Below are 25,892 nucleotides of genomic sequence, written 5' to 3' on the forward strand. Positions count from 1 at the left end.
TGGGGGTGGGGGTGGGGGTGGGGGTGGGGGTGGGGGTGGCGGGGAGGAGGGCGCGGTACGAGGGCGGGCGCAGCTCGGAGGCTCGCGGGATGTTCACCCACGGCTGCACCCGCCAGAAGTCGCCTCGGGTCTCGGGGTCGTCTGCGACGATGACGTCGAGCACCTCGAGCAGGTCGGCCATGGTGCGGGTGTGGGGCACGACCACGTCCATGGTCGGCACGAGCGGCCAGTTGCCGCGCACGGAGATGACACCCCTCGAGGGGGTGTACGCGCACAGCGCGTTGTTCGAGGCGGGTGCGCGGCCCGACGACCACGTCTCCTCGCCGAGCCCGAACGCCGCGAACGACGCCGCGGTCGCGGTGCCCGAGCCGTTCGACGAGCCCGATCCGAACGCTGCGGTGAGGTACTCCGCGTTGTACGGGCTCTCTGCGCGACCGTAGACGCCGCGCTGCATGCCGCCGTTCGCCATGGGCGGCATGTTGGTGAGCCCGATGAGCACGGCTCCGGCGGCCCGCAGCCGCTCGATCGTGAAGGCGTCGCGCTGCGCGACCAGGTGCTCGAACGCGGGCGACCCAGCGGCCGCAGTGAGTCCGCGCGCGAGGTAACTGTCTTTGGCGGTGTACGGGATTCCGTCGAGCGGCCCGAGGGTCTCACCCCTGGCGCGGCGGGCATCGGATGCCGCAGCATCGGCCCGGGCCTCGGGGTTCATGACGACGAGCGAGTTGAGCGCCGTCGCGGTGCCCGGACGGTCATAGGCCTCGATACGCGCGAGGTAGGCGTCGAGCAACTCGACGGCAGAGGCACTGCCCGACTCGAGTGCCGCACGCAGGTCTGCGATCGAGGCCTCGACGACGTCGAACAGCTCCGTCGGTCGAGTAGGCCGCGACGAAGGAGCAGCCGTATCGAGGCCAGGCGCACCGTGGTCTCGATACGCTCCTTCGTCGCTACTCGACCGACGGAAGCTCCCGCTCATCGCGCCACCACCGGCTGCTGCTGGGTGATGCAGTGGATGCCTCCGCCGCGGGCGAAGATCGGCCGCGAATCGACGGTCACCACACGGCGCCCAGGGTACGCAGCAGCGAGGATCTCGCGCGCCGAGGCATCCGCTCGCTCTTCACCGAACCCGCACGCGATCACGCCGTCGTTCACGACCAGGTGATTGACGTAGCTGTAATCGACGAAGCCCTCGTGGTCGCGCAGGATCTCAGGCGCGGGCAGGTCGATGATGTCCCAGGTGCGTCCGGCGGCGTCGGTCGTGCCGGCGAGCAGCTCGCGCAACTCGCGCGTGACCTCGAAGTCGGGGTGCTCGGGATTCGGCTGGTGGTGCAGCAGCAGCCGGCCCGGCGACGGGATCGTCGCGACGATGTCGACGTGCCCATTCGTGCCGAAGTCGTCGTAGTCGCGGGTGAGCCCGCGCGGTAACCACACAGTGTGGTTGGTGCCGATCGTGCGGGCGAGCTCGGCCTCGACGCGCGCGTGGTCGGCGTAGGGGTTTCGGCGCGGATCGAGCTGCACGGTCTCGGTGACGAGCACGGTGCCCTCACCGTCGACGTGGATGCCGCCGCCCTCGTTCACGAGCACGCTCGAGACCAGCTCGGCCCCGACCTGCGCCGCGACGAAGCGGGCGATCTCGGCCGACAGGCGCCACTCGGCCCACTCGGGCGCCCCCCAGCCGTTGAACACCCAGTCGACCGCACCGAGCACTCCCGGGCGCTCGTCGTCGACGACGAAGGTGGGGCCGAAGTCGCGCATCCAGAACTCGTCGAGCGGCGCCTCGACGATCTCGATCTCGCTGCCCAGCATTCGCCGGGCGCGCGCCATCTCGCTCGGATCGACGACCATCGTGAGCGGCTCGAACTCGGCGACGGCGTGCGCCACCGCGGTCCACGTCGCGTACCCCTCTTCGCGCTCGGCGTCCGAGTCGCCGAGGGTGAGCCCCTCGCGCGGGAACGCCATCCACGTGCGCTCGTGCGGCGCGGTCTCTGCGGGCATGCGCCAGTTCATGCGGTTACCTCCGTCATGCGGGTATCGGATGTCGCGACATCCGCGGTCGTCTCATCTTGGTCTGCTTCGTTGACGGATGTCTCGTGCGCAGTGTTCGCCGTCGCGGCCGGACGTCGCGCGGGGTCGCGGTAGGGCGAGGTCGTCAGCCAGAGCGCGGCGTAGATCGCCCCGGCCAGAATCGGCCCGGCGAACGCCGAGAGGTCGGCGCCGCCGAGTGCGGTCGCGATCGGCCCGACGTAGAGCGTCGTGTTGGCCATGAGCACCGCGACCGTCGTTGCGACCACCATGGCGATGGTGCCCGGCCAGAACCATCCGCCCGAGTACCAGAAGGGGCTTGCGCGACGCTCGTCGCTGAGCGCGACGCCGTCGTACCGGTTGCGGCGCAGCACGATGTCGACCGCGTAGACCGCCACGAGCGGGCCGAGCACGGTGACGCTCAGCTCGAGCGAAGCGTTGAGCGTGTCGAGAAAGCTCGGCGCGATGTAGACGAACCAGCCCGCGGCGGCGGTCGCGATGACGCCTGTGACGACCACGGTGACCGCGCGCGAGACCCGGAACCCGAGGCCCTGCGCGTAGAGGCCGGTCGAATAGGCGACGAGCACGTTGTTCGTGATGCTGCCGAGCACGACGATCGCGAGGAAGATCGGCGTGAACCAGCCCGGCACGATCTCGCCGATCGTGAGCTGCGGGTCGGTCATGTCGATCGCCGTGCCCGCGATGACGCCCAGTCCGCCGATGAGCACGGCGGGGATGAAGCCGCCGAGCGCCGTCCACCAGATGACCGCGCGCTTCGAGGTCGCGGCCGGCAGGTACCGGGCGTAGTCGGCGCCCGTACCCCACGAGAGCGGGCCGGCCGCGACGATCGCGTATCCGAGCAGCACCATCGCCCAGTGGTCGCCGACCGGCATGGGCGCCGGGGTGTACGTGAAGTCGGCGGCGCCGAGCACGAAGACCGCGAGCACCACGAAGGCCACGGCGAGCGCGGCCGAGAAGAAGGGCGAGAGTTTCAAGATGGTGGCGTGGCCGTAGACGCTCAGCACGAAGCTGAGGGCGGCGACGACCACGAGCACCGCCCACTCGGCGCCCGCGGGCAGCGGCACGCCGAGCATGCCGAGCAGCGCGTTCGCCGCGAGCGTGGCGACGGCGATGTTGATGATCTCGTAGAACAGTCCGATGGCGACCCCGAGACCGCCGCCGAAGACGCGGTTGCCGCGCACGCCGAACATGGCCCGCATGATCGCGACGCTCGGCGTGCCCGATGCGGGGCCGCTGACCGCGAGCCATCCGACTGCCGCCCACCAGAGGTTGCCGACGACCGTGATGGCGAGCGCCTCCCAGATCGAGAGGCCGAGCAGCATGAGCACGCCGCCGAGCACGAAGTAGAGGTAGATGACGTTGGCCGACATCCAGACCCAGAAGAGTTCGCGCGGGCGGCCGTGGCGCTCGGCGGCGGGGATGACGTCGATGCCGTGGCGTTCGACATGGCCGGCGCGGTCGGTCGGCGGTGCGGCGGTTTCGGATGTCGCGGGCGCGGCATCATGCGTCGGCGGCGCCTGCTCGGGGGTGTGCGTGTAGTTGCTCATCATTGAGGACTCTCTCGACACGATCGGGGACTCGATCTACTATTGATCATACGATCAATAAGATGCAGTGACGTTACCTACACTGAGGTCACGATGTCAAGCCCCACCCGCAAGAAGGCCGCCCGCAAGTCGCCCGCCGAGCGCGCCGCCGAGATCGCCGATGCGGCGCACGACCTCGCCCTCGAGCAGGGGCTCTCGGCGGTGACGCTGCGCGCCGTCGCGGCCCGCATCGACGTCGCGCCCGCGCTCGTCGCGCACTACGAGCCCGACATGCAGGCGCTCATCGCCTCGACGTTCTCGTCGATCGTCGCGGCCGAGCTCGCCGAGGTCGACGCCCTCGTCGCCGTGCTGCCGACCCCGCGCGAACGTCTCGCCGCCATGCTCGCCACGCTGCTCGACGGCAGCCGAGACGACGTCACCGTGATCTGGGTCGAGGCGTGGGCGTTGGGCCGGCGCAACGAGGCGCTCGCCGCGAGCGTGCGGGACGAGATGGACGCGTGGCAGGCGATGATCCGCGGCGTCGTCGAGGCGGGCGTCGCGTCGGGTGAATTCGAGACGGATGACCCGGCCGCGGCCGCGTGGCAGCTGCTGGGCATGATCGACGGGCTGAACGCCCAGGCTCTCGTGCGCTGGGGTGACGCCGCCGACCGCGGGTCGCTCATCTCGCATGCCGTCGAGGGCATGCTGGGGCTCGCACGCGGGGCGCTCGCCCCACCGCCCCGCTGATCGAGTAGGCGCTCCCAGCGCCGTATCGGGACCTCCACGTCGACAGGGCGCTCGCCCCACCGCCGGTCGAGTAGGCGCGCCAGCGCCGCCCACCGCCGGTCGAGCAGGTGCGCCAGCGCCGCCCCACCGCCGGTCGAGCAGGTGCGCCAGCGCCGCCCACCGCCGGTCGAGTAGGCGCGCCAGCGCCGTATCGAGACCACACGACGGGTTTCGATACGCTCCTTCGTCGCCACTCGACCGGCGACCGATGTCGGCGGCTCCGGTTACGGTGGGAATCCACGACGGAAGGGGCTCTGCATGTACCTGCTCGACGGTTCCGTCGTCACGAGCGCGAGCGACCTCAAGAAGGCCTCCGAGTGCGAGTTCGCGTTCCTGCGTGAGCTCGACGTGAAGCTCGGCCGCGACACGCTCTTCGAGGCCGCCGGCGACGCCATGATGGCGCGGGCGGGCCAGCTCGGCAACGAGCACGAGCACCGGGTGCTCGAGCGCTATCGCACCGAGTTCGGCGCAGCGGTCGTCGAGATCGAGCAGCCGAGCGTGCGCGACGCCGAGGCGGTCGCCGCGGCCGTCGCCGCCACCGTCGCGGCACTCGAGTCGGGTGCGCCGGTCGTCTACCAGGCGACGTTCGCCGAAGACGGGTTCATCGGCTTCGCCGACTTCATCGTGCGACAGCCCGACGGTCGCTACCGCGTGCAAGACTCCAAGCTCGCCCGCCACGCCCGCGTCACCGCCCTGCTGCAGCTCGCCGCCTATGCCGAGCAGCTCGACCGCATCGGCATCCCCTGCGACCCCGAGGTCGAACTGCTGCTCGGCGACGGCACCACGAGCCGGCACCACCGCGACGACATCACCCCGGTGTACCTCAATCGCGTCGCCCGCCTGCGCGAGATCATCGACGACCGCGTCGCCGACACCGGGCCCGTTGCGTGGGGCGACCCGCGCTACCACCACGACGGCCGCTGCCCGACGTGCGAGCTCGAGGTGCAGGCGCACCGCGACGTGCTCATGGTCGGCGGGTTGCGCGTCACCCAGCGCGAGCACCTCGCAGCCGCCGGCATCACGACCATCGACAAGCTCGCGTCATCGGTCGGCCCCGTGCCGCACGTGCTCGACGCCACCCTCGACGGGCTGCGCGAGCAGGCGCGACTGCAGCTTCAAGCCGAGTCCGCGCAGCTCGCCGACGAGGTCGCCGGTGCGCGCTCACCCGACGACCCGCCATTGCCTCCCCCGGTGTCAGTGCGCGAAGCGCGAGCGCTCGCCGCGATCCCCGAGCCGAGCCGGGGCGATCTCTTCTTCGACTTCGAGGGCGACCCGCTCTACACCGAGGGCGACGGCACCCGGTGGAACCTCGACTACCTGTGGGGCATGGTCGACACCGACGAGCACTACACGGCCTTCTGGGCGCACTCGTTCGCCGAAGAGCGCGAGGCGCTCGTCAGGTTCCTCGAGTTCGTCAAGCTGCGCCGAGCCGTGCACCCCGACCTGCACATCTACCACTACGCGAGCTACGAGCGCACGCACCTCACCTCGATCGCCGCACGCCACGGCGTCGGCGAGGCCGACGTCGACCAACTGCTCGCCGACGGGGTACTCGTCGACCTCTATCCCATCGTCAAGCGCGCGGTGCGGGTGGGCAGCCGTTCGTACTCGATCAAGAAGCTCGAGCCGCTCTACATGGGCGACGCCGAGCAGCGCGAGGCCGACGTCAAGTCGGGCGGCGACTCGATCACCGAGTATGTGCGGGCACGAGAACTGGCCGATTCGGGCCGCCCCGACGCCGAGATCGAGGCGCAGGCGATCCTCGACGACCTGGCCGACTACAACGAGTACGACTGCCTCTCGACGCTGCGACTGCGCGACTGGCTGCTCGGCCTCGCCCGCCGCGAGGGCGTGCCCTCGGTGCCGATGCAGGCACTCATCGAGCAGGCCGACGGCAAGGTCTACGAGCCGTCACCCCTCGCCGCTCACCTACGCGAGCTCGCCGGCCCGGCCGACCTCGCGCGCGATGCCGACCGCACCGCACTCGCGCTTGCCGCGGCCGCCATCGACTACCACGCACGCGAGGCGAAGAGCTTCTGGTGGAGCCACTTCCTGCGCACCGACCAGCCCGTCGAGGGTTGGCACGACCATCGCGACGTGCTCGTGGTCGATCCGCTCGCCTCCCGCGAGACGCAGGCGTGGCACAGCGAGCCGCGGTGGGGCAACGCCCGTCGCGAGATCCTGCTCACCGGCGACATCGCACCCGGCTCGCGGTTCTCGCCCGGCAGCGACGTCTTCCTGCTCTACGAGTGGCCGGCGCCGTTCCCCGCACGTTCGCTACGACCCGGGCAGCGCGACACGACCGACGCGGTCATCCTCGAGGTCACCGAGGTCGGCGTGCTCGTCGAGGAGCGCGGCGTGGCCGGCGTGACCTGGTCTGCCCTGCCCATGGCGATCACGCCGGGTCGGCCCCCGAACACCAATGCCCTGCGCGACGCGATCGCCGAATGGGCCGACCCGATCCCCGGCGCGCAGCCGACGCTGCCCCTCAACCCGGCCACAGACGTGCTGCGCCGGCTCGCGCCGCGCGCCACCGGCGGGCTAGTGCCGCACGTGCCCGGCGGCGAGTACGTCGACGCGGTCGTCGCGTCGGTGCGCCGGCTCGAGCACTCGTACCTCGCAGTGCAGGGCCCGCCCGGCACCGGCAAGACCTATGTCGCGTCGCACGTCATCGCCCGCCTCGTCGCCGAGCATGGGTGGCGCATCGGCGTCGTCGCCCAGTCGCACGCGGTCGTCGAGAACGTGCTCGATGCGGTCATCGGCGCCGGACTCGGCAAAGAGCGCGTCGGCAAGGCCGTCAAAGACACCGCCGACATCGAGCGGTTCACGTTCACGGCCCTCGCCAAGAAAGACCGCCTGCGTCAGTTCGCCGACGACCATGCCAGCCACGGCTACGTCATCGGCGGCACCGCCTGGGACTTCTGCAACACCACGCGCGTCGCGCGCGGCGAGCTCGACCTGCTCGTCATCGACGAGGCAGGGCAGTTCTCGCTCGCGTCGACGATCGCGGTCTCGGTGTCGGCCCGTAACCTGCTGCTGCTCGGCGATCCACAGCAGCTGCCGCAGGTCAGCCAGGCGCTGCACCCCGAACCCGTCGACACGTCGGCGCTCGGCTGGGTGGCCGACGGCCACGAGGTGCTGCCGCCCGAGTACGGGTACTTCCTCGCCGAGAGCCGCCGTATGCACCCCGACGTCGCCGCACCGGTGTCACGGCTCTCCTACGAGAACGCACTGCACTCGCATCCGATCGCCTCGGCACGTCGGCTCGAGGGTGTCGCCTCGGGCCTCTCTGCGGTGCCGATCGCGCACGCCGGCAACAGCACGGCGTCTCCCGAAGAGGCCGAGGTCGTCGTCGAGATCGTGCGGTCGCTGCTCGGCCGGCCGTGGTCAGATGCGGTCGACACCGCCGCCGGCCCGATGCCCACGGCCTCGCGACCCCTCACGCAGACCGACCTCATCGTCGTCACGCCCTACAACGCACAACTCGCAACCGTACGCGCGGCGCTCGATGCCGCCGGGTTCATCGACGTGCCCGTCGGCACGGTCGACAAGTTCCAGGGCCAAGAGGCGGTCGTCTCGATCGTGTCGCTCGCCGCGTCGTCGGCCGACGACGTGCCCCGCGGCCTCGAGTTCCTGCTGCTGAAGAATCGGCTCAACGTGGCGATCTCGCGCGCGAAGTGGGCGGCCTACCTCGTGTACTCGCCGGCCCTGCTCAACGGGCTGCCCCGCCGCGCCGAGGGCGTCGCCCAGTTGAGCGCCTTCATCCGCCTGGTCGGGGCAGAACTGCCCGCCCGAATCGGGGCCTGACCGCCCTCGGCGCCCCGCCGCGCGTGCGTGCGACCGCTGTGGCGCGGGCGCGGGCATTCGGGTTTCGTGGCCCCGGTGGCGTGCTTCAACGACGTGCCTGCGGCACGGTGTAGCGCGGGAATCTGTATGCCGGTTCCCCCTCACTCGAGACGGAACTTGCATGTCGGTACCGATCGCCTTCCCGCTCGGGCGACGTACGTAGAGGCGCCTCGTCAGTCGTTGAGCTTCGTGACGATCGCGGCGATACGACGCTCACGTGTCTCGACCGTCTTCGCCGATTCGACGTTCGTGACATGCGCTTTGCGGGCGCTCGGCGCGAGCGCGTCGAACGCGTCACGAGCCCCGGGTGCTGCATCGAGCGCCGCCGCAAGGTCAGCGGGCACGTCCACGGTGCGCGGCGCCGTGTCGACATCGACATCGACGGTGATCGGGTCGCCGCCCTGGATGCCGGTCGCTGCCCGCTTGTCGGAACTGAACGAGATCATGTATCGCCCGCCCATCACCGCGACGGTGCTCCGATACGAGAAGCCGTTGACCGTCACATTCACGGGTGGCTTGCGCCCGGCGCCCAGTGCCTCGATCACCTCGGGCGGCACCTCGATTCCGGTGTTGTTGCCGGTCAGGGTCATCGTCGTCTCGAACCGCATGCGCCCGAGTCTGCCACCGTGATCTCCGAACTGGCTATACCGGTCAGCGTGGCGGGTATAGCTTCGACAGGCGATCGAGCGCAGAGTCGGCGAGGAGCCGCTCTGCGGCATCCGCCGTGACGGCGGCGACCGATGCGATCTCTGCCTGCGCCGCGCCGAGTCGGCGCTCCATCGCATGCGCCTTCACCGAGGCGGCGATCGACGCGGCCTCTGCCTGCGCCGCGCCGAGCCGGCGCTCCATCGCATGCGCCTTCACCGAGGCGGCGACTTCGTCGGCGACTCCGTCGCCCTCCGGCGCGGGCGACGCTGCGAACACCAGGGCGAGATAGCCGCCCACGATGACGACGGCGATGATGATGCGATCCATGGCGACCTCCACTGCTTGCGTCAACGTTCGTCCGTTCGTCGCCGCGCCACATCCGGAGGGAACCCTCAGATTCCGCTGATTACTCCTCAGATGCGTGAGGCGTTCGCGCACTCCGCCGCACCGCGCCGAGCGCGTCGGCAGCAGCGCGTTCATGCGCCGCGTCGCTCCGACACCCCTCGACATGGGGGTGTCTCCCCGCTCCCGTTCGCTCGACGTCCCGGCGCACCCGTGAAACACTGGCCTCATGCTGCGGGACGCGAGCCGTCTGCATGGGCGAGAACGCGAACTGGCGACGGTCTCGCTCGAGCTCGATGCGGCATTCGACGGCGAGCCCCGCATTCTCCTGCTGCACGGTGAGGCAGGGGTTGGCAAGACCGCCCTCATGGAGGCGGCCGCCCATGCCGTGACAGATCGGGCGAACGTGCTCACCGCACGCAACCTGCCGCTCACGACGAGGGTGCCGAATCTCGCCGTGCGAGCCCTTCTCGCCCAGGCCGAAGCCGGACACCCGCCCCGAAACGACATCCACCCGCCCCTCCCGGCCCTCCCGCTTCGACTCGACGAGGCGATCGGGCGCCTCACAACGGCAGGTCCGGTCGTCGTCGCGATCGACGACCTGCAGTGGGCCGATGCCGACACGCTCGATGCACTGATGTTCCTCGCGGGCGGGGCCGAGGATCGCCCACTCGCGATCCTCGCCACGGTTCGCTCGGGCGCCGGCCGCGCCGTCGACCGCTGGAGGGCTGATCTGCTCCGCCTCCCCGGGGCCCGCTCCGTCGAGGTGCGGCCCCTCGACCGGCTCGGTATGCACGAACTCATCACCGCTCTCCTCGGGGCTCCGCCGCATGATGCGCTGGTCGGCGACGTGCTCGCCCGCACGGGCGGCAACCCGTACCACGCACAGCTGCTTCTCGAGGGCGTCGATCCGACCGCCCTCGCAGCGCCATCACCCACATCGCCGGCGACTTCGGGCGATCTGGGCACCGCCCTGCTGCAGACTTGGTCACTGCTGCCCGCGCGAACACGTGAGCTCACCGTCCTGCTGGCGATACACGGCAAGCCGGTGCGCCTGACCACGCTCACCGGGCTCGACCCAGCCTGGCAAGAGGCGGCGCACGAACTCCGCCCCGCCCTCGCGACGCGTGTGCTCGAGCAGGACGAGGCCGGGCGTGTGTGGTTCCACCACCCCCTGATCGCCGAGTTGCTGGTCGCGTCGATACCCGAGGTCGAGCTCCGCGAGCAGCACGCGACGATCGCCCGCGACCTCGAACGGCTGATCAACGTCATCGGCCCGTCGCCAGAACGGCTCGTCGACCTGGCCGATCACCTCGCGGGGGCCGGCGACACCGTCGGATGCCTCGCGGCGAGCAGGCAGGCCGTCGACGCGCTCCGCGGATCCGACCGGCCGGCGACATCGCTCCGCCTGATCCGCCGGTGCGTCGAACTCCACGCTGAACAGCCCGGCACCGACGGCGGCCGAACCGCGCTACTCGCCGAATGGGCGGCAGCAGCCGCCGCTGCCGGCTCCGACGACGACGAGTACGCCGCCGTGACCGCCCTGCTCGCATTGGATGGTATCGACGACAACCTCGTGCGAGCCGAACTGCTGCTGCACCGCCGGCGTCTCGAGTTCAGACTCGGCGGTGAGCTCAGCACCTCCGCAACCGCGCGCGAGGCATTCGCGCTCGCCGAACACGCGCCCGAAAGCCGCGAGTACGCACTCGCGCTCAGCGAACTCGCCCATGCCGAGATCATCGAGGGCGATCCGCGAAGCGCAGAGCACACCCGGGATGCCGTCGAGCTCGCGACCCGGCTCGGCGACACCGAGGCGCTGTCGTACGCCCTGGCTGGTTCAGCGCAGCTTGCCGCGTTGACGCGCGACCTCGCGAACGTCTCTCGTCTGGCCGAACAGACCTTCGCGGTCGCACTGCCGGCCGGACATTTCGAGCCGGCGAGGCTCGCCGCCATGTGGGACGCCTACTCGATGCCCGGGTACCGGAAAGCAGCTGAACGCCTGCGCGGACTCCGGCACCGACTCGCGGCGGCCGGCGCACGTCGGCTCAGCATCGCCCCGCTCGCGGGGATGGAGGCCTCCGCCTGGCTGACGATCGGCGAAACCTCGGCTGTGCGTGATGCCCTTCGGGTCGTCCGGGCCGCGGATATGCCGGACTACGTCGAACTCACCATGCGCTCCATCTCGGCCCGGTTCGCAGCATTGCATGGACGCGTCGACGAAGCCGAGGCGCACCTCGACCGCGCGAACGAGCGATTCCCCGCACCGCCCGCCTACGCAGCGCTCGAGCAGACCGTCGCTCGTGGCATCACGAGCCTCGCCGGCGGTGACCCCGAGGGCGCACTCGAAGCGCTCATGCCGATGATCGAAGCCGGCCCCGGCGGCATCGGCTCAGAATGGCTCGTTCCCCTGGCCGCGCGAGCCCTCGCCGACCTGGCAACGTCGGCGCGCGACGGCGACGAGGCACTGACGCCGGTGCGATCGGCCCTCGCGGCGCTCGACGCGCTCGAGACAGAGCATCCCGAGGTGATCAGGCGGACCATGGGCCCCTCGTACCAAAGCGATCTCGACGCGCTCGACGCGCTTTACTCGGCCGAGCGCGCCCGCGCCCGCGCCCGCGCCGACGCGTTCGAACGTTGGGTCGAGGCGGCCGACGGCTGCGCCGTCGCCGAGCTCGCGTGGGAAGAGGCGTACGCCTGCCGAAGGGGAGCCGAGCAGGGACTCATCGACGGCGGAGCGCGGCGACGGGTCGCGATCGCGCTGCTTCGACGAGGAGCCGTGATCGCCCGTCGCACCGAGGCCGACGGGCTCGCAGCCGAACTCGAGACCCTCGCCCGGTGGGCCCGCGTCCGCCTGCACGCCGACCGGCCCGCGGACGCCAAGTCCCGCCACCTCGCCGGCGCCCCGCTCACCAGTCGCGAGCACGAACTGCTGCCCTACCTCGTCGACGGCCAGACGTACGCCGAGATCGCCGCGCTGCTGACGATCAGCGAGAAGACCGTGAGTTCACACGTGTCGAACCTGCTGCGGAAGACGGGCGCGGCCAACCGCGTCGATCTCGCCCGCATGGCGCGAGGGTCGCGCACGATCTGAGGGTTTCGCGCCCCGATCTGAGGGGTCGCGCCCGATGTCGCGCGGGCGCGGGATGCCTAGCGTGTGCGCATACGCACTGCACGGAAGGGGCATCATCATGTCGTTCGCCAGGGAAAGTTCGGCCGTCGCCGCGGGCGTCGCACTCGTCTTCGTTCTCTCGGGCTGCGCGGGAGGCGCCGGCGCCCCCAGCTCGTCGGAGGAGTTGAATCAGGACCGCGTGACGCGACAGACATCGGGCGACACCTCCGCCGCCGACATGCAGGGCCATCGCCTCGCCGAATATGCCGCGGCACACGCCGCCGCCGTCGAGCCATCGGGGGACCGCCCCAGCGCCGCCGAAGCCCAAGGCGATCGCCTCACCGAATACGCCGCGGCACGCGCCGCCGCCGACCGCATCGCCGAGTGACGACATCCGCGCGCTGCGTCGCGCCGAACACGAGGCTGCGAATCACGAGGCTGGGAATACCACACAGGGTACCCACGTAGGTTATATGCATGACTTCCTCCCCTGCAGTCTCAGACCTGAACCCTGCCCGCATCACCATGTACGGCGCCGCCTGGTGCAGTGACTGCCGCCGCTCGAAGGCACTGCTCGACCGCGAAGGCGTCGACTACGAATACGTCGACCTCGAGGTCGTCGTCGACGGCGCCGACCGGGCGAAGGCCATCAGCGGCCGCACCCAGATCCCCGTCGTCGTCTTCCCCGACGGCACGCACTTCACCGAGCCCACCGACGCCGAGCTGCTCGCAAAGCTCGGCGAGGAGCGCGCCGCGTAAGCGTCCCATGAGCATCCGGATCCGACCCGTTCGGATTCCGTAACAAACGCACGGCGTGGGCGCGCGCGGCGTACAACTGAACCATGCCGCCGTCCACAGGGCCCTCAGCAACACGTGCGGCCTGCGGCTGGACCCAGGCAGGTCGTGCATGACGCTCACCCGCATCATGCCGACGCTTCGCCGTTCGATCCCCGATCCCATCTCGCCCGATCGATGGCCACAGGCGACACGCGCGACCGTCGGCGACGTCGAGGTCGGCGGCATCTCGCTCGTACGGCTCGCCGACCTCTGCGGAACGCCGGCCGTGCACATCGCACCCGCCTCGATGCCCGGCTCGAACGACACCGTCGCGTCGCCGGCGATGCCGGTCGGTGTCGTCGTCGTGCGCGTGGTCGAGGCATCCGAGGATCTCGGCGGCCAGGCGCGCACCCTCACCCTTGATGCCGATCTCGGCGCCCTCGACCCGGTGTGGTCCGAGGCGCGCCTCATCGGCCGCGCGTCGGTCGCCCGTGCGATCCGCACGGCACTCGGCGGTGGGTCCGGTCACCCCACGCCCGCCACAACGGCAGACCTGCCGGCCGACACTGCGTCCGGTGACCTGATCGCGCTCCCCTACGCCGCCGTCACCGACGACGCGGGCGTCGCCCGCCCGCTCAGCGGATGGCGCGGGAACAGGTCGACGTCGTCACCGGTTGACGGTGTCGCCGTTCGATGAGAGATCGGCGCGCTCCGAGATCTCGAGGGCTTCGATGCCGGATGCCTCGAGCACGGCATCGATCGCGGCGCGCGAGCCCGCGACGACCGTGGAGTCCCAGTCGATCTCGCTCACGATGACCCAGGCGTGATCATCGGGCCAGATGAGGCTGGGACACTCCGGCCAGGTCGGCTCGGCCACCCACAGCGCGCGCTCGGGCCAATCGGCGTCGGCGAACTCGTCGATGCCGGCGTCGAAGAGCACGTGTTCGCGCCACGGCAGCGCGAGTCGCGGGCCGTGCTGCACCTCGGGGCCGAGCGCCGGCTCGGGCACCACGATCGACGGCGGGGCCGGGGCATCCGTTGCGTCGTCGGAAAGGAACGTCAGGTATCGGCGCCCCTGGCCGAACAGGCCACCCCAGCCCTCCCAGACGGCGGCGACGCCGGCGGTCGGCGTCGCGGTGTGCCCGGCGAGCGTTCGCGCGAGCGTCGCAACGAGCTCTGCACCCGGCCTGCCCCACTCGGGCGCCGAGTAGCGCCACCCGGAGTCGCCGACGGTTCCGACCTGGGGCAGCTCGGTGAGGCGCCCGCCACCGATCGCACTCCATTGCATGAGGGGATGCACCGTGGCCCCGCTTTCGGCGGCGACCTCGGCCCACGCGGCCGTGCGCGTCTCGACTCGGTCTCCCGGCCATGACTCGCCTGAATCGGCGAGCTCGGTCCAGGAGATCCCGGTCAGCCGATCGGCCGTGACCGGGTGGAACACCCGCGCGTACGCCTCGAAGCCGATCGGCACGGCGACGTGCATGTCGCCCGCCGCCGCGGCGACGCGGTCGGCGAGCCACGCTCCGCGCGAGACATCCCGTTCCCAGCGCATCAGGGAATCATCACTCTCGCATCAACGCAGCGCGGGCATGACCTCGGCGGCGAACAGCTCGAGGCCCGAGCCGTCGTAGGCCGCTTCAGGGTTGTAGATCACGGTGTAGCCGAGCCCGAGCTCGCGGCGCTCCTCGAGCAGCGCGACGATCTCGGCGGGCGTGCCGACGAGCGTATGCGGGCTGCGGTTGCGGTACTCGCCCATGTAGCGTGCGGTCGCCTCGGGGCCGAGGTACGGCGCGACCCGCGCCTCGATGCGATCGAGTCGAGCCGCGACATCCGCCGCATCGGTGCCGATCACGGCGCGGAACTCGGTCGATCGCGTGATCGACGAGAAATCCCGGCCGAGGGTCTCGCAGTGCCCGCGCAGCACGTCGCTCTTGTGGGCGAACTCCTCGGGCGTGCCGCCGAAGTTCGTGTACGAGGCGTACCTGGCGGCGATCTTCAGCGTGACCTTCTCCCCCCCGCCGGCGACCCAGATCGGAATGCCGCCGGCCTGCAGGGGCTGCGGCTGCACGATCGCGCCGTCGACCTGGTAGTACGCGCCGTCGAGGGTCGCCTGCCCGGTCGTCCACGCCTGATGCATGATCTCGACGCCTTCGCGCAGGCGGCCGAGGCGCTCGGGGATGGGCGGGAAGCCATAGCCGTAGGCGCGCCACTCGTGCTCGTACCAGCCGCCCCCGATGCCCATGTCGAGGCGACCCCCCGAGATGACGTCGACCGTCGCGGCGACCTTCGCGAGGTACGCGGGGTCGCGGTAGCTCATGCACGTGCACATCTGGCCGATGCGCACGCGGCTGGTCGACGCGGCGTACGCCGCCATGAGCGACCACGCCTCGTGCGTCGCCTCGGTGAGCGACGGCGTCGGCACGGTGTGGAAGTGGTCGTAGACCCAGATCGTGTCCCACCCAGAGGCGGGGGCGTCGGCGTACGCAGCGAGGCCGTGCATCGCCTGCCACTGGTCGCGAGTATCGATGCCGACGAGGTCGTGACGCCAGCCCTGGGGGACGAACATTCCGAAACGCATGGTCGCCAGCCTATGGCCGGTGGCGTGATGCGAGCGGCTCGCCGTCGGGGCGCCGCGACGCCTCCCTCTGCGAATCAGCGCTACCCCTGATGACGGCGGCGGGTCAGCCCCGTATGGTCCGTGGCATGACCGAGCTCCACTGCGAGATCAACCCGGACGATTTCGATGCCACGGTGGTCGAGACCTCCGATACCCGAATCATCCGAGTCACCGGCCGCGGAGTGTGCCCCACCCCCGGTTGGCGACTCGAACTCGTCGCCGGTGGCATCGGCACCGCGCACCGGCCCGAAGCCATCGTGCTCGAACTGCGCGAGACACCCCCGCGGGAGCCCCGGACGGGCTCGCGTTCGCGCGTCTCGTTCGAGGCGATGATCGAGGGGCGGAGCGCCCGCGAGGTCGTCATCGGCTTCAGGTGGCGTGAGGGATTCAGCCTCCCGCTGCGCCACCGCGTGCCTTCGTTCTCGTGAAGCGCATCGCTACACCCCTGTGTGCGTTCGGATCAACTTGCGGTTCACGAACTCCGCCATGCCGTACTCGCCCAGCTCACGACCGACTCCGGACGCCTTGACGCCGCCGAACGGCAGATCGGCCTGAGTCTGCGAGGGCCCGTTGATCGACACCATGCCGACGTCGAGGCGATCGGCGACCTCGGCGATGAGCGCCGGATCGGCACCAAAGACCACGCTGCCGAGACCGAATGGGGTGTCGTTGGCGAGATGGATCGCCTCATCAACGGTCGCCACGCGGTAGACGACGGCGACCGGGCCGAAGATCTCCTCGCGGTATGCACGCGCGGCTGGCGGCACGTCGGTGAGGATCGTCGGCTCGATGAAGGCTCCCTCGCGATCGATGCGCCGGCCGCCGGTGAGCGCGGTAGCCCCCTGCATTAGCGCGTCAGCGACCTGTTCGATCACCATGGCAGCGGCTGCCTCCGACGACAACGGCCCGAACGCAACCTCGGGATCCGTCGGATCGCCGATGCGCAACTCCTGCACGCGACGTGCGAACCGGTTGACGAACGCGTCGTAAACCTCGTCGAGCACGATGAAGCGCTTGGACGCCGTGCACGCCTGACCCGCATTCGACATCCGGCCGGCGACGGCCGCAGCCGCCGCGGCGTCGAGATCCGCGTCGGCGAGCACGATGAACGGGTCGGAGCCGCCGAGCTCGAGCACGAACTTCTTCATGGCGCGACCTGCGAGCTCGCCGACGGCGCGGCCCGCCCGCTCGGATCCGGTCAGCGAGACACCCTGCACCGCCGGAGCTTCGATGATCCGGGCAACCTGCGCCTCGGAGGCGTAGACGTTCTCGTATGTGCCGGTCGGCAGGCCCACCCGGTCGAAGAGCTCGGCGATCGCCGCAGCTGACTCCGGGCAGCTCGGCGCGTGCTTCAACACGATCGTGTTGCCGAGCACCAGATTCGGCGCCGCGAACCGGGCCACCTGGTAGTACGGGTAGTTCCACGGCATGATGCCCAGCAGCACCCCGATCGGCACCGAGCGCACCACGGCCTCGCCCCGGGCGGTGTCGAGCCGCCTGTCGGCGGCGAAGGCCGGGCCGTTCTGGGCGTAGTAGTCGTAGATGTCGGCGACCAGATCGACCTCGCCGAGCGCCTCCGCCGTGGTCTTGCCCATCTCGCGGGTGATGATCGCGGCGAGCCGTTCGCGGTCGGCGCGGTACTCGGCCGCGACTGCGGCGAGGAACGTCGCGCGCTCCTCGATCGGCCGACGGCGCCAAGTGCGGTACGCGACGTCGGCACGAATGACGGCGTCGTCGACCTGCTCGTCGCCCGCGGTCTCGATTCGGCGCACGACTCGGTTCGTCGTGGGGTCGGTGACGCGGTACTCGGTCGCGGCCCTCATGCCTGCACCTTCATCCCGGCAGATGCCGCGAGCTCGCCATGCGCGAGGCGTCGGACGACGTCGGTGAGCACGTCGAGTCCCGCGACCAGGTCGTCGTCGCGCGTGTACTCGCCCTCATTGTGCGAGACCCCCTCGACGGATGGCACGAAGAGCATGACGGTCGGCACCATCTCTTTCATGTTGATCGAGTCGTGTCCGGCGACGGTGAGGATCTCGCCGTGGGCGTACCCGAGTCGTTCGGCGGCCGCTCGCGCGAGTGCGACGCCCTCAGGCTGGTACGGGTTGATGCCCCATTCGTGTGACAACGTCTGGCTGATGCCGACGTTCGCGACCCGCTCGATCTCGGCGAACCGCTCGTGCAGCAGCGCATTCGCCTCGGCGAGCACAGCCTCGTCGGCGCACCGAAGATCGAGCAGGAGCTTCACCTCCGATGCCACGACGACCGGCGAGTTCGGGTAGACGTCGAGCTGGCCGACTGCGGTGTGCAGTGCGCCGGGGAAGCGGTCGGCGAGTTCGCGTGCGAACACCACGAGCAGCGCGGCACCGTAGAGGGCGTCCTGGCGGTCGTCCATGATCGTCGCGCCGGAGTGCGCCTGCGCACCCTCGACCGTCACGACGTACTTGCTCGCCGCCCAGCTCGCCGACACGAGCCCGATCGTCGTGCCCGCGTTCTCGAGCAGGCGACCCTGCTCGATGTGGATCTCAGCGCAGAACGCCGCGGGCGGGCCGTCTCCGTCGCCCAGGAAGCCGGTGGGTGCGAGCGCCTCGGCGACCGAGACGCCGGCGCGGTCGGTCGTGGCGAGCGCCTGACCGACCGGGAGGACTCCCGTGTAGACGCTCGAGCCCATCATCGAGGGGACGAAGCGCGAGCCCTCCTCGTTGAACCAGTTGACGACCGCGAGGTTGTATCGCGGGATCACCGCCTCGGCGCGCCACTCCTCCGCGAGGCGGAATGCCGCGTGTGCACCCGCCAAGACGCCGTACGCGCCGTCGTACCGACCCGCGGTGGGCTGCGAATCCATGTGCGAACCCACCACCACGTACGGAGCGCCCGGCATGAGTTCGAGCAGCCCGAACTGGTTGCCGATCCGGTCGTACTCGACCCGGAAGCCATGGGACTCGAGCAACCCCGCGAACCAGCGCCGCTGCGCGATATCGGCCTCACTCGCGGCCTGCCGGTCGACGCCGCCGTTCGGGGTGGCGCCGAACTCGCTCATCTTCGCGAAGTCGCGCAGGAAGGCCTCCGCCTGCTCGAGCGTGACGGTCGCGGCGCCGATGGTCTCGGCCATCTCGGTGGTCATGGGAACTCCTTCTGGGCGGGACGGTGGTGTGAGGCTCATGCCGCGGTCGAGGGTGCGCGCACCCCGGGGTCCTGCCGCAGGTGCAGCACCGCGGGAAGGCGGCTCGCGCGAGCGCGCCGGTAGGCATCGCGGAAGTCCGCCGTATCGGCGACGGTCTCGCCGTACCCACCGAACGAGCGCGCGAGCGCAGCGAAGTCGGGATTCGTGAGGTGCGTGCCCGACGGTCTGCCCGGGTAGTGGGCCTCCTGATGCTCGCGGATCGTGGCATACACGCCGTTGTCGACGACGATCGCGATGAACGGCGCCCCGTAGCCGACGGCGGTGGCGAGCTCCTGCCCGTTCATGAGGAAGCACCCGTCTCCGGCGATCGAGACGACCTCACGGCCGGGGAAGGCGAGGGCTGCCGCGACGGCCGCCGGGATGCCCATGCCCATCGCGCCGTTACGCGGGGCGACGAGCGTGGCAGGTGCGCGGTGCTCGAGGTAACGGGCCGGCCAGATCGCGTGGTTCCCGGCGCCGAAGGTGATCACGGCATCGTGCGCGAGCTCTTCGCGCAGCACGGACATGACAGCCGTGAGATCGATGTACGGACCCTCGTTCTCGAGCCCGGCGGCGGAGGGCGTCGAGTACCGGACGTGCGCCTCACGGGCGGCACGCAAGCGCATCTCGTCGAAGGAGCGGCCGAGCGTCGCCGGCAGGTTCGCGACGAGCCCCGCGGCATCCGACGCGATCAGCTGGTCGAGCCGCCCGGAGTGCCCGACGGGATCGCCGGCGAGGACGAGCACGGTCTCGGCGTCGTGGCCGAGGCGGTAGCCGTCGCTCAGCACGTCGGTGCGCGACGTGCCGACGAAGACGAGGAGATCGGCATCGTCGAAGAGGGCGGCGGCGTGATCGCTCCTGCCGTATCCGAGCGCGCCCACGTATGCGCCGTGCGCGCCGTCGTGCGGCACGGCGTCGTACGCTCGGAAGTCGGCGACGACCGGGATGCAGTGCCGGCCCGCCCAGTCGACGAGGTCGCGACCAGTCTGGGTCGACCACCCCTCGCCGCCGACGACGATCAGCGGGCGCTGGGCTCGGTCGAATCGGCCGACGAGCTCGGCGATGGCCGACGGACCGGCTTCAGGCCGCGCCGCCGGGGCAGGCTCGAGCGTCGTCGCGCCCTCTGCCGACAGTCGGATGATGTCCTCCGGGAGTCCGATGACCACAGGGCCGGGACGACCGCTCCTCGCGATCCGGATGGCGTCCGAGACGACGCGCGCGGCCGACGTCGGGTCGTCGAGCGTGGTGACATGCTTGGCGGTGCTGCCGAACCATCCGGTGAGGTCGAACTCCTGGAACGCCTCGCGGCCCCGGTCGGGAACCGGGATGAGCCCGACGAAGAGCACCATGGGCGTGGCATCCTGCCAGGCGGTGTGCACCGCGATGAACGCGTTGGCCGCGCCCGGGCCGCGGGTGACCATCGCGACGCCCGGCCGGCCGGTGAGTCGCCCCTCGGCGAGCGCCATGAACGCCGCGCCGCCCTCGTGGCGGGTGATGACGGTCTCGATGGACGCGTCGTGCAGGCCGTCGAGCACGTCGAGGTACGACTCGCCCGGCACGCCGTAGACACGTTCGACACCCTCCCGCTCGAGCTGGGCGACGATCAGGTGGCCGGCCGACTGCAGGGTGGATGCCGCGCGCGTGCCGCGCGGATCTGTCGTCTCGGGTGCCGCCCGATCGATCGTGGGCACCGGTCGGGTCGTGGTCGCGCTGGTCATGGGGTGGCCTTTCGGGAAATCGGGGGCTGGATGGCGAGGAGCGTCTCCAGCGGGTCGCGGCGGCGGATGCGGCTGATGAGTTCGGGCTCGTCGAGGTCGGAGCGAAGCGCGTCGGCGAACACGGCGGGGTCGACCGACCCGGGCGCGAACGCCAGCACGCCGTTCTCGTCGCCGGCGACGAGATCACCGGTCGCGATGGCGACCCCGCCCACGACGACGGGCGCGCCGACGCCGTCGACCGCGGTACCGAGTCGTTTAGTAGTGAGCGGCGTGATGCCGGTTGCGAAAACGGGGAGCACGTGCGCGGTGGCGCGTAGCGCCGCGACATCCGTGACCGGGCCCTCGACTACGATGCCCGCCGCTCCGCGCGCGATCGCCGCCGCGGCGGTGACTGCTCCGACGGGCGCGTGACGGCCTCCGTGGACCCGGATGACGAGCACGTCGCCCGGCTGGACCCGGAGCAGCGCCCGGTTCACTGCGATCGCGTCGGGCTCGGTCAGGTCGACGGTCACGGCCGGGCCCGCCATGCGCGAGACCTCGCTGATCGGGCGGAGGCGCAGATCGCAGAACCCGTCCTCGAGGAAGTGACCGAGTGTGGGCAACTCGACGCCGGCGAGGGCCTCGAGCAGCGCGTCGGTGGGCGCAAGCGCTGCCTCAGGCATCCGATTCCTCTTTCAGCAGTGCAACGCACTCGAGTTCGAGGGCGACCCCCCAGAGTTCGACGCAGACGGTCGTGCGCGCCGGGAGGTGGTCGCCGAACCAGCGGGTGTAGATGCGGTTGTACGACTCGAGCTGTGCGGCGTCGGTCAGGTAGCCGTTCACCTTGACGACGTGGTCGATGCCGCTGCCGACGCCGTCGAGGAGGGTGCGGAGGTTCTCGAGCGTCGCCTCGAGCTGCCCGTCGAAGTCCGCCGGCATGCTGCCGTCGGCTCCCGCGGGGATCTGACCCGAGGTGTACACGACACCGTTGGCAATGACCGCCTGCGAGAACGCGCCGACCGGCTGGCCGAGCCCGTCGACGGTCCGCACCCTCCTGATGCTCATCGGGCGATCGCCTCGGCGGGCACCTGCTCCGCGTCGACCGGATCGGTCGTGTCGACCACATCGATGTTGCGGTAGCGGCCTTCTGCGAGGAGCACGAGCGCGACCAGTGACAGCACCGCAGCACCGCCGACATACCAGGCGATCGACGAGCTCTGTCCCGTGATCGTGAGCAGGGCGACGGTGATCGCGGGCGTGATCGCCGAGCCCAGGAGCCCCGACAGCATGTACGAGACCGAGAGGCCGGAGTAACGCACCTTCGCGCCGAACAGCTCGGCGAGGAAGGTGGCGATCGGACCGTAGTTCGCCGAGAACGCGAGCATCATGAGCGAATACGCCACGAAGACGAGCGCCTCGTTGCCGGTGTCGAGGATCCAGAAGAAGGGGAACGCGAGCACCGCTTCGGCGATGATACCGGCGGCGATCACCGGCTTGCGACCGACCCGGTCGGACAGACGACCGAACGCGGGGATTGCCACGAACGCGACGATGCACGAGACGAGCACAGCCCACAGCATCAGGTTGTTCGAGTGACCGAGTTCGGCGGTGCCGTAGTTGACCCCCGACGCGACGAGGAGCGTGAAGGTCGAGCCCGTCGACAGAGTGGCGATACCCCCGAGGAGCACCTGCTTCCAGTAGTGGCGGAGGAGGTAGGCGAACGGGAGCTTCGCCTTGGCGCCGCGCTCGCGCACCTTGCGGAAGCTCGGGGTCTCCTCGATGTTGAGGCGGATGTAGATACCGACGCCGACGAGGATCGCCGAGGCGAGGAACGGGATTCGCCACGCCCACGCAACGAGTGCCTCGTTGTCGACGGCGGCGGCGACGATGAGGAAGGCGAGGTTGGCGATGAGGGTGCCGGCCGGGACGCCGACCTGCACGAGTGAGCCGTACCAACCTCGCTTGGCCGCCGGCGCGTGCTCGACCGTCATGAGCACGGCCCCGCCCCACTCGCCGCCGAGGGCCAGACCCTGGATCAGCCGGAGCGAGAGCAGGATGAACGGGGCGGCGAGGCCGATCGTCGCGAAGTCGGGGATGAGCCCGATCGCAAACGTCGCGGCGCCCATCGTGATGAGCGAGATCAGCAGCATCGACTTGCGGCCGAGCCGGTCGCCGAAGTGGCCGAAGAGGATCGCACCGACGATGCGGGCGAGGTACGCGGACGCGAAGGTGAGGAACGAGAGGATCGTGCCGACCGCGGGGTCGAGGTCGGGGAAGAACACCTGATTGAAGACGAGCGCCGATGCGGTGCCGAAGAGGAACAGGTCGTACCACTCGACGGTGGTGCCGATCACGCTCGCAAGGGAGATCTTCTTCATCTTGGCGCGGTCGAGGCGACCGGATTCAGCCGGCGGCGCTGCCGGCGTGGGGGTGGTGATCACGAGATCCTCCAGGTCTGTTGAAAGGGTTGGTCTACTCTCATCGGCCCGAGCCGACGGATGCAATCGAAAACCGCACATGGATTCGGCGACTTCGTGTGCATATGCACAAGCTGAGGCCAGCGTGCGCCACAATACGCAGATGCAACGGCCGAGGATCAGGCAATCGCCCATTCCTCGGCCGTCGCGTGCTGGCGGGGCGCCGCCACCGGGCATCCACCCGCAGCGTCAGGCCACCGGCACCGCCTCGCGCCCGGACGAGACAGCTTCAACCCCCGTCGAGGCGGTTACGCCGCACCATTCCGCGATGAACAACGCGATCGACTTCGTGATGCGCCGGACCGATTCGATATCGACGCGTTCGTCGTACCCGTGGATCGCCTCCGATATCGGGCCGTAGACGAGCGCCGGGGTGTCTGCGTACAGGGCGAATACCCGGGCATCGAGATATCCGGGAGTCGTGAAGGACGCGAGCTCGTCTCGGAAGACCTCGCGGTGCGCGCCCCGCAGCGCCGATTCGGCGTCGGATCCTTCCTCGAGCACGTATCCCTCGGAATAGAACCCGTTCCGCGTCGCGGTGGCCTCCAGTGGGTTCCCCGCGTCATCCGCCGTCACCGAAGCGAGGCAGTCGCTGATCTCGGCCCACGCGTCGTCGGCCGTGACACCCGGATACAGCGCGACACGCACGTCGAGTTCGCACCATGCAGGCACGCTCGACGGCCAATCGCCGCCGCGGATTCCGCCGAGGTTGAAGTTGATGGGGTGGTCGAGATCTTCGAAGTACCGGTGATCGCCCTTCTGGGCATTCCATCGAGCTTCGAGCTCGCGCAGTCGGCCCATCACGTGGTATGCGGCGTCGATCGCGTTGAACCCGGCATTCATCTCCCGCGGATGGATCGGCCGGCCGGCCACACAGACCGTGAACCAGATGACTCCTGTGTTCGCCCGCACGAGCATGTCCTCCTCAGGCTCGGGGATCAACACCGCGTCGGCGCGATACCCGCGCTGCAGCGCCGAGAGCGACCCGTTGCCGGTGCACTCCTCCTCGACCACCGATTGGAAGTGGATCCGCCCTGTGGGCTCGAGCCCGGCTGCCCGAATCGCATCGAAGGCGAAGAGGTTCGCGACGAGGCCGGCCTTCATGTCGCCGCTGCCTCGCCCGTAGAGCCACCCGTCGAGGATGGGGGCATCCCAAGGCGATCGCGACCACTCGCCGAGCGGCCCTTCGGGCACCACGTCGACGTGGCCGTTGAGGATCAGCGACCTACCCTGCTCCTCGGTCGGCCGGTAGGTGCCGACCACGTTGCCCACGTTCTCGTACGAGACTGCGATTCGTCCTGCGCCGGGATGCGTGGCGAGCTGCTCGGGGTCGAGATCCCACCGATCCATCTCGAGGCCCCGCGCGCGCATTGCGTCGTAGAGCAGATCCTGTGCGGATGCCTCCTGCGTCCGCAGCGACGGGTGCCGCACGAGGTCCTGGGTGAATGCGAGCTGGTCGTCGAACGCGGCGTCGACCGCCTCGACGATACGCCGGACGTGGTCGGGCTGGAGTTGCATGGGTGTTCGTCCTAACTGGGTTCAGTGCACGATCGGCTTATCGTGGACGCGGAGGCGTTCCCCGATGGCGCCGCCGAGCGCGGTGATGAGTGAGATGCCGATGAGCAGTAGGGCGGCCGACCAAGACGCTCCTCCGGTCGCCGCGAGGAATGCCGTGGCGATGAGCGGGAGGAAGCCGCTCAGGGCGCCCGCGATGTTGTACCCGAGTGAGACGCCGCTGTAGCGGAGACTGGGCGGGAACAGGTCGGTGAGCAGTGCGCCCGTGACCGCATAGGCGATGGTGATGAGTGCGATGCCGATCGTCACCGCCGCCACGATCGCGAACGGACTCTCGGTGTCGATGAGCCAGAACAGCGGGAACGCCGCTGCGGCAGTGGCGAGTCCGCCGACGACGGTCATGCGACCGGGTCCGAATCGCTCGGCGAATCGACCCGCGAACACCGTGACGACGATCTGGGAGACGGCCGCCACGAGCGTCGCGTTCACCATCACACCGCGGTCGACTCCGAGCGTGTTCGTGCCATAGCTCACGACGAACGTCGTCATCAGGTAGAAACCACCGACGCCGAGCAGGGCCGCCGCGATGGCCACGAGGAGCCGGCCGCCGGACTTCCGGAACACTTCGAGGGCGGGGATCTTCGCGCGCTCGTCGAGCGCGACGAGGTCCTTGAAGATCGGCGACTCCTCGACCTTGAGTCGGATGTAGAGTGCGACGGCGAGCAGTGGGAACGCTCCGAGGAACGGCAGGCGCCACCCCCATGCGTCGAACGCATCGGGGGGCAGCAGCAGCACGAGCGCGAACGCGCCCGAGGAGATCAAGGTGCCGACCGGCGACCCGATCTGGATGAGCGCCGCGAACCGCCCGCGCCGCTCGATCGGGGCATGCTCGACCGCGAGGGTCATCGCCCCGCCCCATTCGCCCCCGACCGCGAGACCCTGCATCAGGCGCAGCACCGCGAGCATGATCGGCGCGGCGATGCCGATCGCCAGGTAATCGGGCAGGAGTCCGATCAGCCCGGTCGCGCAGCCGATCATGACGATCGTGATGAGCAATGCCGGGCGACGACCGTAGCGGTCGCCGATGTACCCGAACAGGAGCGCACCGAGCGGCCGGGCGGCGAAGCCGACCCCGAACGTGGCGAACGCGGCGAGCGTCGCCGCAGTGGCATCCAGTTCGGTGAAGAAGAGCCGGTTGAATACGAGCGCGGCGGCCGTGCCGAACAGGAAGTAGTCGTACCACTCGAGCGCGGTACCGACGAAGGCCGCCCACGCGATCCGCGCCGCATCGGACCCGCTGACCTCGATCGCCGTCGCAGGCGAATGCACGGGGGCTTTGTCTGACATGG

Annotated in this window: 22 protein-coding genes; 7 read left to right on the top strand and 15 right to left on the bottom strand. The window is 70.2% G+C overall.

Features of this window, described 5'->3' with window-relative positions; translation table 11 throughout:
* From ABD164_RS00005 to ABD164_RS00015, 3 genes are all read right to left on the bottom strand, one after another.
* Positions 1 to 862, bottom strand: an 862-nt coding sequence (locus tag ABD164_RS00005; RefSeq protein WP_344293336.1) for an amidase family protein, incomplete at its 3' end; no start/stop codon positions are given.
* A gap of 107 nt (positions 863 to 969) precedes the next feature.
* The gene (locus tag ABD164_RS00010) at positions 970 to 2,004 is read right to left on the bottom strand and encodes an agmatine deiminase family protein (RefSeq protein ID WP_344292136.1); all 1,035 of its coding nucleotides are present in this window, start codon (positions 2,002 to 2,004) and stop codon (positions 970 to 972) included.
* Positions 2,001 to 3,590: a purine-cytosine permease family protein gene (locus tag ABD164_RS00015; RefSeq protein ID WP_344292138.1), complete on the bottom strand. Its 1,590-nt coding sequence runs from the start codon at positions 3,588 to 3,590 to the stop codon at positions 2,001 to 2,003. Before ABD164_RS00015 ends, ABD164_RS00010 begins: the two co-directional genes overlap by 4 nt.
* A gap of 90 nt (positions 3,591 to 3,680) precedes the next feature.
* On the opposite strand from ABD164_RS00015, the gene ABD164_RS00020 reads away from it, so the two are divergent.
* Both ABD164_RS00020 and ABD164_RS00025 read left to right on the top strand, forming a co-directional pair.
* Entirely contained in the window at positions 3,681 to 4,313 is a 633-nt protein-coding gene (locus ABD164_RS00020) for a TetR/AcrR family transcriptional regulator (protein WP_344292140.1), read from the top strand.
* A 297-nt stretch (positions 4,314 to 4,610) separates the two neighbouring features.
* Positions 4,611 to 8,159, top strand: a complete 3,549-nt coding sequence (locus tag ABD164_RS00025; RefSeq protein ID WP_344292142.1) for a TM0106 family RecB-like putative nuclease — start codon at positions 4,611 to 4,613, stop codon at positions 8,157 to 8,159.
* Between the two features lie 212 nt (positions 8,160 to 8,371).
* On the opposite strand, the gene ABD164_RS00030 is transcribed toward ABD164_RS00025, so the two are convergent.
* Together ABD164_RS00030 and ABD164_RS00035 are read right to left on the bottom strand one after the other, a co-directional pair.
* A complete protein-coding gene (locus ABD164_RS00030) occupies positions 8,372 to 8,806 on the bottom strand; it encodes a YdeI/OmpD-associated family protein (protein ID WP_344292144.1) in 435 nt (144 codons plus the stop codon).
* Between the two features lie 43 nt (positions 8,807 to 8,849).
* Complete coding sequence (locus ABD164_RS00035) at positions 8,850 to 9,173, bottom strand: hypothetical protein (protein WP_344292146.1); 324 nt, start codon at positions 9,171 to 9,173, stop codon at positions 8,850 to 8,852.
* Positions 9,174 to 9,417: 244 nt separating this feature from the next.
* Between ABD164_RS00035 and ABD164_RS00040 the strand changes: the two genes are divergently transcribed.
* The 4 genes from ABD164_RS00040 to ABD164_RS00055 all read left to right on the top strand — a co-directional run bounded on the left by ABD164_RS00040 (position 9,418) and on the right by ABD164_RS00055 (position 13,771).
* Positions 9,418 to 12,279: an AAA family ATPase gene (locus ABD164_RS00040; protein WP_344292148.1), complete on the top strand. Its 2,862-nt coding sequence runs from the start codon at positions 9,418 to 9,420 to the stop codon at positions 12,277 to 12,279.
* Between the two features lie 97 nt (positions 12,280 to 12,376).
* Entirely contained in the window at positions 12,377 to 12,685 is a 309-nt protein-coding gene (locus ABD164_RS00045; protein ID WP_344292150.1) for a hypothetical protein, read from the top strand.
* Between the two features lie 89 nt (positions 12,686 to 12,774).
* On the top strand, positions 12,775 to 13,056 hold the full coding sequence (locus tag ABD164_RS00050) for a glutaredoxin family protein (RefSeq protein ID WP_344292152.1): 282 nt from the start codon (positions 12,775 to 12,777) through the stop codon (positions 13,054 to 13,056).
* Between the two features lie 148 nt (positions 13,057 to 13,204).
* Complete coding sequence (locus ABD164_RS00055; RefSeq protein WP_344292154.1) at positions 13,205 to 13,771, top strand: hypothetical protein; 567 nt, start codon at positions 13,205 to 13,207, stop codon at positions 13,769 to 13,771.
* Here the strand turns inward: ABD164_RS00055 and ABD164_RS00060 are convergent.
* A complete protein-coding gene (locus ABD164_RS00060) occupies positions 13,742 to 14,626 on the bottom strand; it encodes a hypothetical protein (RefSeq protein ID WP_344292156.1) in 885 nt (294 codons plus the stop codon). The genes ABD164_RS00055 and ABD164_RS00060 overlap by 30 nt on opposite strands.
* A gap of 21 nt (positions 14,627 to 14,647) precedes the next feature.
* The gene (locus ABD164_RS00065; RefSeq protein ID WP_344292157.1) at positions 14,648 to 15,652 is read right to left on the bottom strand and encodes an LLM class F420-dependent oxidoreductase; all 1,005 of its coding nucleotides are present in this window, start codon (positions 15,650 to 15,652) and stop codon (positions 14,648 to 14,650) included.
* Positions 15,653 to 15,777: 125 nt separating this feature from the next.
* Between ABD164_RS00065 and ABD164_RS00070 the strand changes: the two genes are divergently transcribed.
* A complete protein-coding gene (locus ABD164_RS00070) occupies positions 15,778 to 16,119 on the top strand; it encodes a hypothetical protein (protein ID WP_344292159.1) in 342 nt (113 codons plus the stop codon).
* A 9-nt stretch (positions 16,120 to 16,128) separates the two neighbouring features.
* Here ABD164_RS00070 and ABD164_RS00075 read toward each other — a convergent pair whose 3' ends face one another.
* The 8 genes from ABD164_RS00075 to ABD164_RS00110 all read right to left on the bottom strand — a co-directional run bounded on the left by ABD164_RS00075 (position 16,129) and on the right by ABD164_RS00110 (position 25,890).
* Positions 16,129 to 17,514, bottom strand: coding sequence for an NAD-dependent succinate-semialdehyde dehydrogenase (locus tag ABD164_RS00075; RefSeq protein ID WP_344292161.1), 1,386 nt, complete (start codon positions 17,512 to 17,514; stop codon positions 16,129 to 16,131).
* Positions 17,511 to 18,815, bottom strand: coding sequence for a M20 family metallo-hydrolase (locus tag ABD164_RS00080; RefSeq protein ID WP_344292162.1), 1,305 nt, complete (start codon positions 18,813 to 18,815; stop codon positions 17,511 to 17,513). The genes ABD164_RS00075 and ABD164_RS00080 overlap by 4 nt, the downstream gene beginning before the upstream one ends.
* Positions 18,816 to 18,850: 35 nt before the next feature.
* Positions 18,851 to 20,572 (bottom strand): thiamine pyrophosphate-dependent enzyme, encoded by a 1,722-nt coding sequence (locus tag ABD164_RS00085; RefSeq protein WP_344292164.1) that lies wholly within the window; start codon positions 20,570 to 20,572, stop codon positions 18,851 to 18,853.
* The gene (locus tag ABD164_RS00090; RefSeq protein WP_344292166.1) at positions 20,569 to 21,234 is read right to left on the bottom strand and encodes an RraA family protein; all 666 of its coding nucleotides are present in this window, start codon (positions 21,232 to 21,234) and stop codon (positions 20,569 to 20,571) included. Before ABD164_RS00090 ends, ABD164_RS00085 begins: the two co-directional genes overlap by 4 nt.
* Positions 21,227 to 21,616 (bottom strand): RidA family protein, encoded by a 390-nt coding sequence (locus tag ABD164_RS00095; protein WP_344292169.1) that lies wholly within the window; start codon positions 21,614 to 21,616, stop codon positions 21,227 to 21,229. The genes ABD164_RS00090 and ABD164_RS00095 overlap by 8 nt, the downstream gene beginning before the upstream one ends.
* On the bottom strand, positions 21,613 to 22,992 hold the full coding sequence (locus ABD164_RS00100; RefSeq protein ID WP_344292171.1) for an MFS transporter: 1,380 nt from the start codon (positions 22,990 to 22,992) through the stop codon (positions 21,613 to 21,615). Before ABD164_RS00100 ends, ABD164_RS00095 begins: the two co-directional genes overlap by 4 nt.
* Positions 22,993 to 23,217: 225 nt before the next feature.
* Positions 23,218 to 24,546, bottom strand: a complete 1,329-nt coding sequence (locus ABD164_RS00105; RefSeq protein WP_344292172.1) for an ArgE/DapE family deacylase — start codon at positions 24,544 to 24,546, stop codon at positions 23,218 to 23,220.
* A 21-nt stretch (positions 24,547 to 24,567) separates the two neighbouring features.
* Positions 24,568 to 25,890 (bottom strand): MFS transporter, encoded by a 1,323-nt coding sequence (locus tag ABD164_RS00110; RefSeq protein ID WP_344292175.1) that lies wholly within the window; start codon positions 25,888 to 25,890, stop codon positions 24,568 to 24,570.
* Positions 25,891 to 25,892 lie beyond the last annotated feature (2 nt).

It is taken from the genome of Agromyces neolithicus (genome assembly GCF_039529735.1).
GTDB lineage: Bacteria > Actinomycetota > Actinomycetes > Actinomycetales > Microbacteriaceae > Agromyces > Agromyces neolithicus.

Coding starts and splice junctions, on each gene's coding strand:
- ABD164_RS00055 (WP_344292154.1), top strand. CDS start 13,205: ATGACGCTCACCCGCATCATGCCGACGCTTCGCCGTTCGATCCCCGAT.
- ABD164_RS00095 (WP_344292169.1), bottom strand. CDS start 21,616: ATGAGCATCAGGAGGGTGCGGACCGTCGACGGGCTCGGCCAGCCGGTC.
- ABD164_RS00075 (WP_344292161.1), bottom strand. CDS start 17,514: ATGAGGGCCGCGACCGAGTACCGCGTCACCGACCCCACGACGAACCGA.
- ABD164_RS00090 (WP_344292166.1), bottom strand. CDS start 21,234: ATGCCTGAGGCAGCGCTTGCGCCCACCGACGCGCTGCTCGAGGCCCTC.
- ABD164_RS00080 (WP_344292162.1), bottom strand. CDS start 18,815: ATGACCACCGAGATGGCCGAGACCATCGGCGCCGCGACCGTCACGCTC.
- ABD164_RS00040 (WP_344292148.1), top strand. CDS start 9,418: ATGCTGCGGGACGCGAGCCGTCTGCATGGGCGAGAACGCGAACTGGCG.
- ABD164_RS00030 (WP_344292144.1), bottom strand. CDS start 8,806: ATGCGGTTCGAGACGACGATGACCCTGACCGGCAACAACACCGGAATC.
- ABD164_RS00035 (WP_344292146.1), bottom strand. CDS start 9,173: ATGGATCGCATCATCATCGCCGTCGTCATCGTGGGCGGCTATCTCGCC.
- ABD164_RS00015 (WP_344292138.1), bottom strand. CDS start 3,590: ATGATGAGCAACTACACGCACACCCCCGAGCAGGCGCCGCCGACGCAT.
- ABD164_RS00110 (WP_344292175.1), bottom strand. CDS start 25,890: ATGTCAGACAAAGCCCCCGTGCATTCGCCTGCGACGGCGATCGAGGTC.
- ABD164_RS00020 (WP_344292140.1), top strand. CDS start 3,681: ATGTCAAGCCCCACCCGCAAGAAGGCCGCCCGCAAGTCGCCCGCCGAG.
- ABD164_RS00070 (WP_344292159.1), top strand. CDS start 15,778: ATGACCGAGCTCCACTGCGAGATCAACCCGGACGATTTCGATGCCACG.
- ABD164_RS00025 (WP_344292142.1), top strand. CDS start 4,611: ATGTACCTGCTCGACGGTTCCGTCGTCACGAGCGCGAGCGACCTCAAG.
- ABD164_RS00010 (WP_344292136.1), bottom strand. CDS start 2,004: ATGAACTGGCGCATGCCCGCAGAGACCGCGCCGCACGAGCGCACGTGG.
- ABD164_RS00050 (WP_344292152.1), top strand. CDS start 12,775: ATGACTTCCTCCCCTGCAGTCTCAGACCTGAACCCTGCCCGCATCACC.
- ABD164_RS00085 (WP_344292164.1), bottom strand. CDS start 20,572: ATGACCAGCGCGACCACGACCCGACCGGTGCCCACGATCGATCGGGCG.
- ABD164_RS00045 (WP_344292150.1), top strand. CDS start 12,377: ATGTCGTTCGCCAGGGAAAGTTCGGCCGTCGCCGCGGGCGTCGCACTC.
- ABD164_RS00065 (WP_344292157.1), bottom strand. CDS start 15,652: ATGCGTTTCGGAATGTTCGTCCCCCAGGGCTGGCGTCACGACCTCGTC.
- ABD164_RS00105 (WP_344292172.1), bottom strand. CDS start 24,546: ATGCAACTCCAGCCCGACCACGTCCGGCGTATCGTCGAGGCGGTCGAC.
- ABD164_RS00060 (WP_344292156.1), bottom strand. CDS start 14,626: ATGCGCTGGGAACGGGATGTCTCGCGCGGAGCGTGGCTCGCCGACCGC.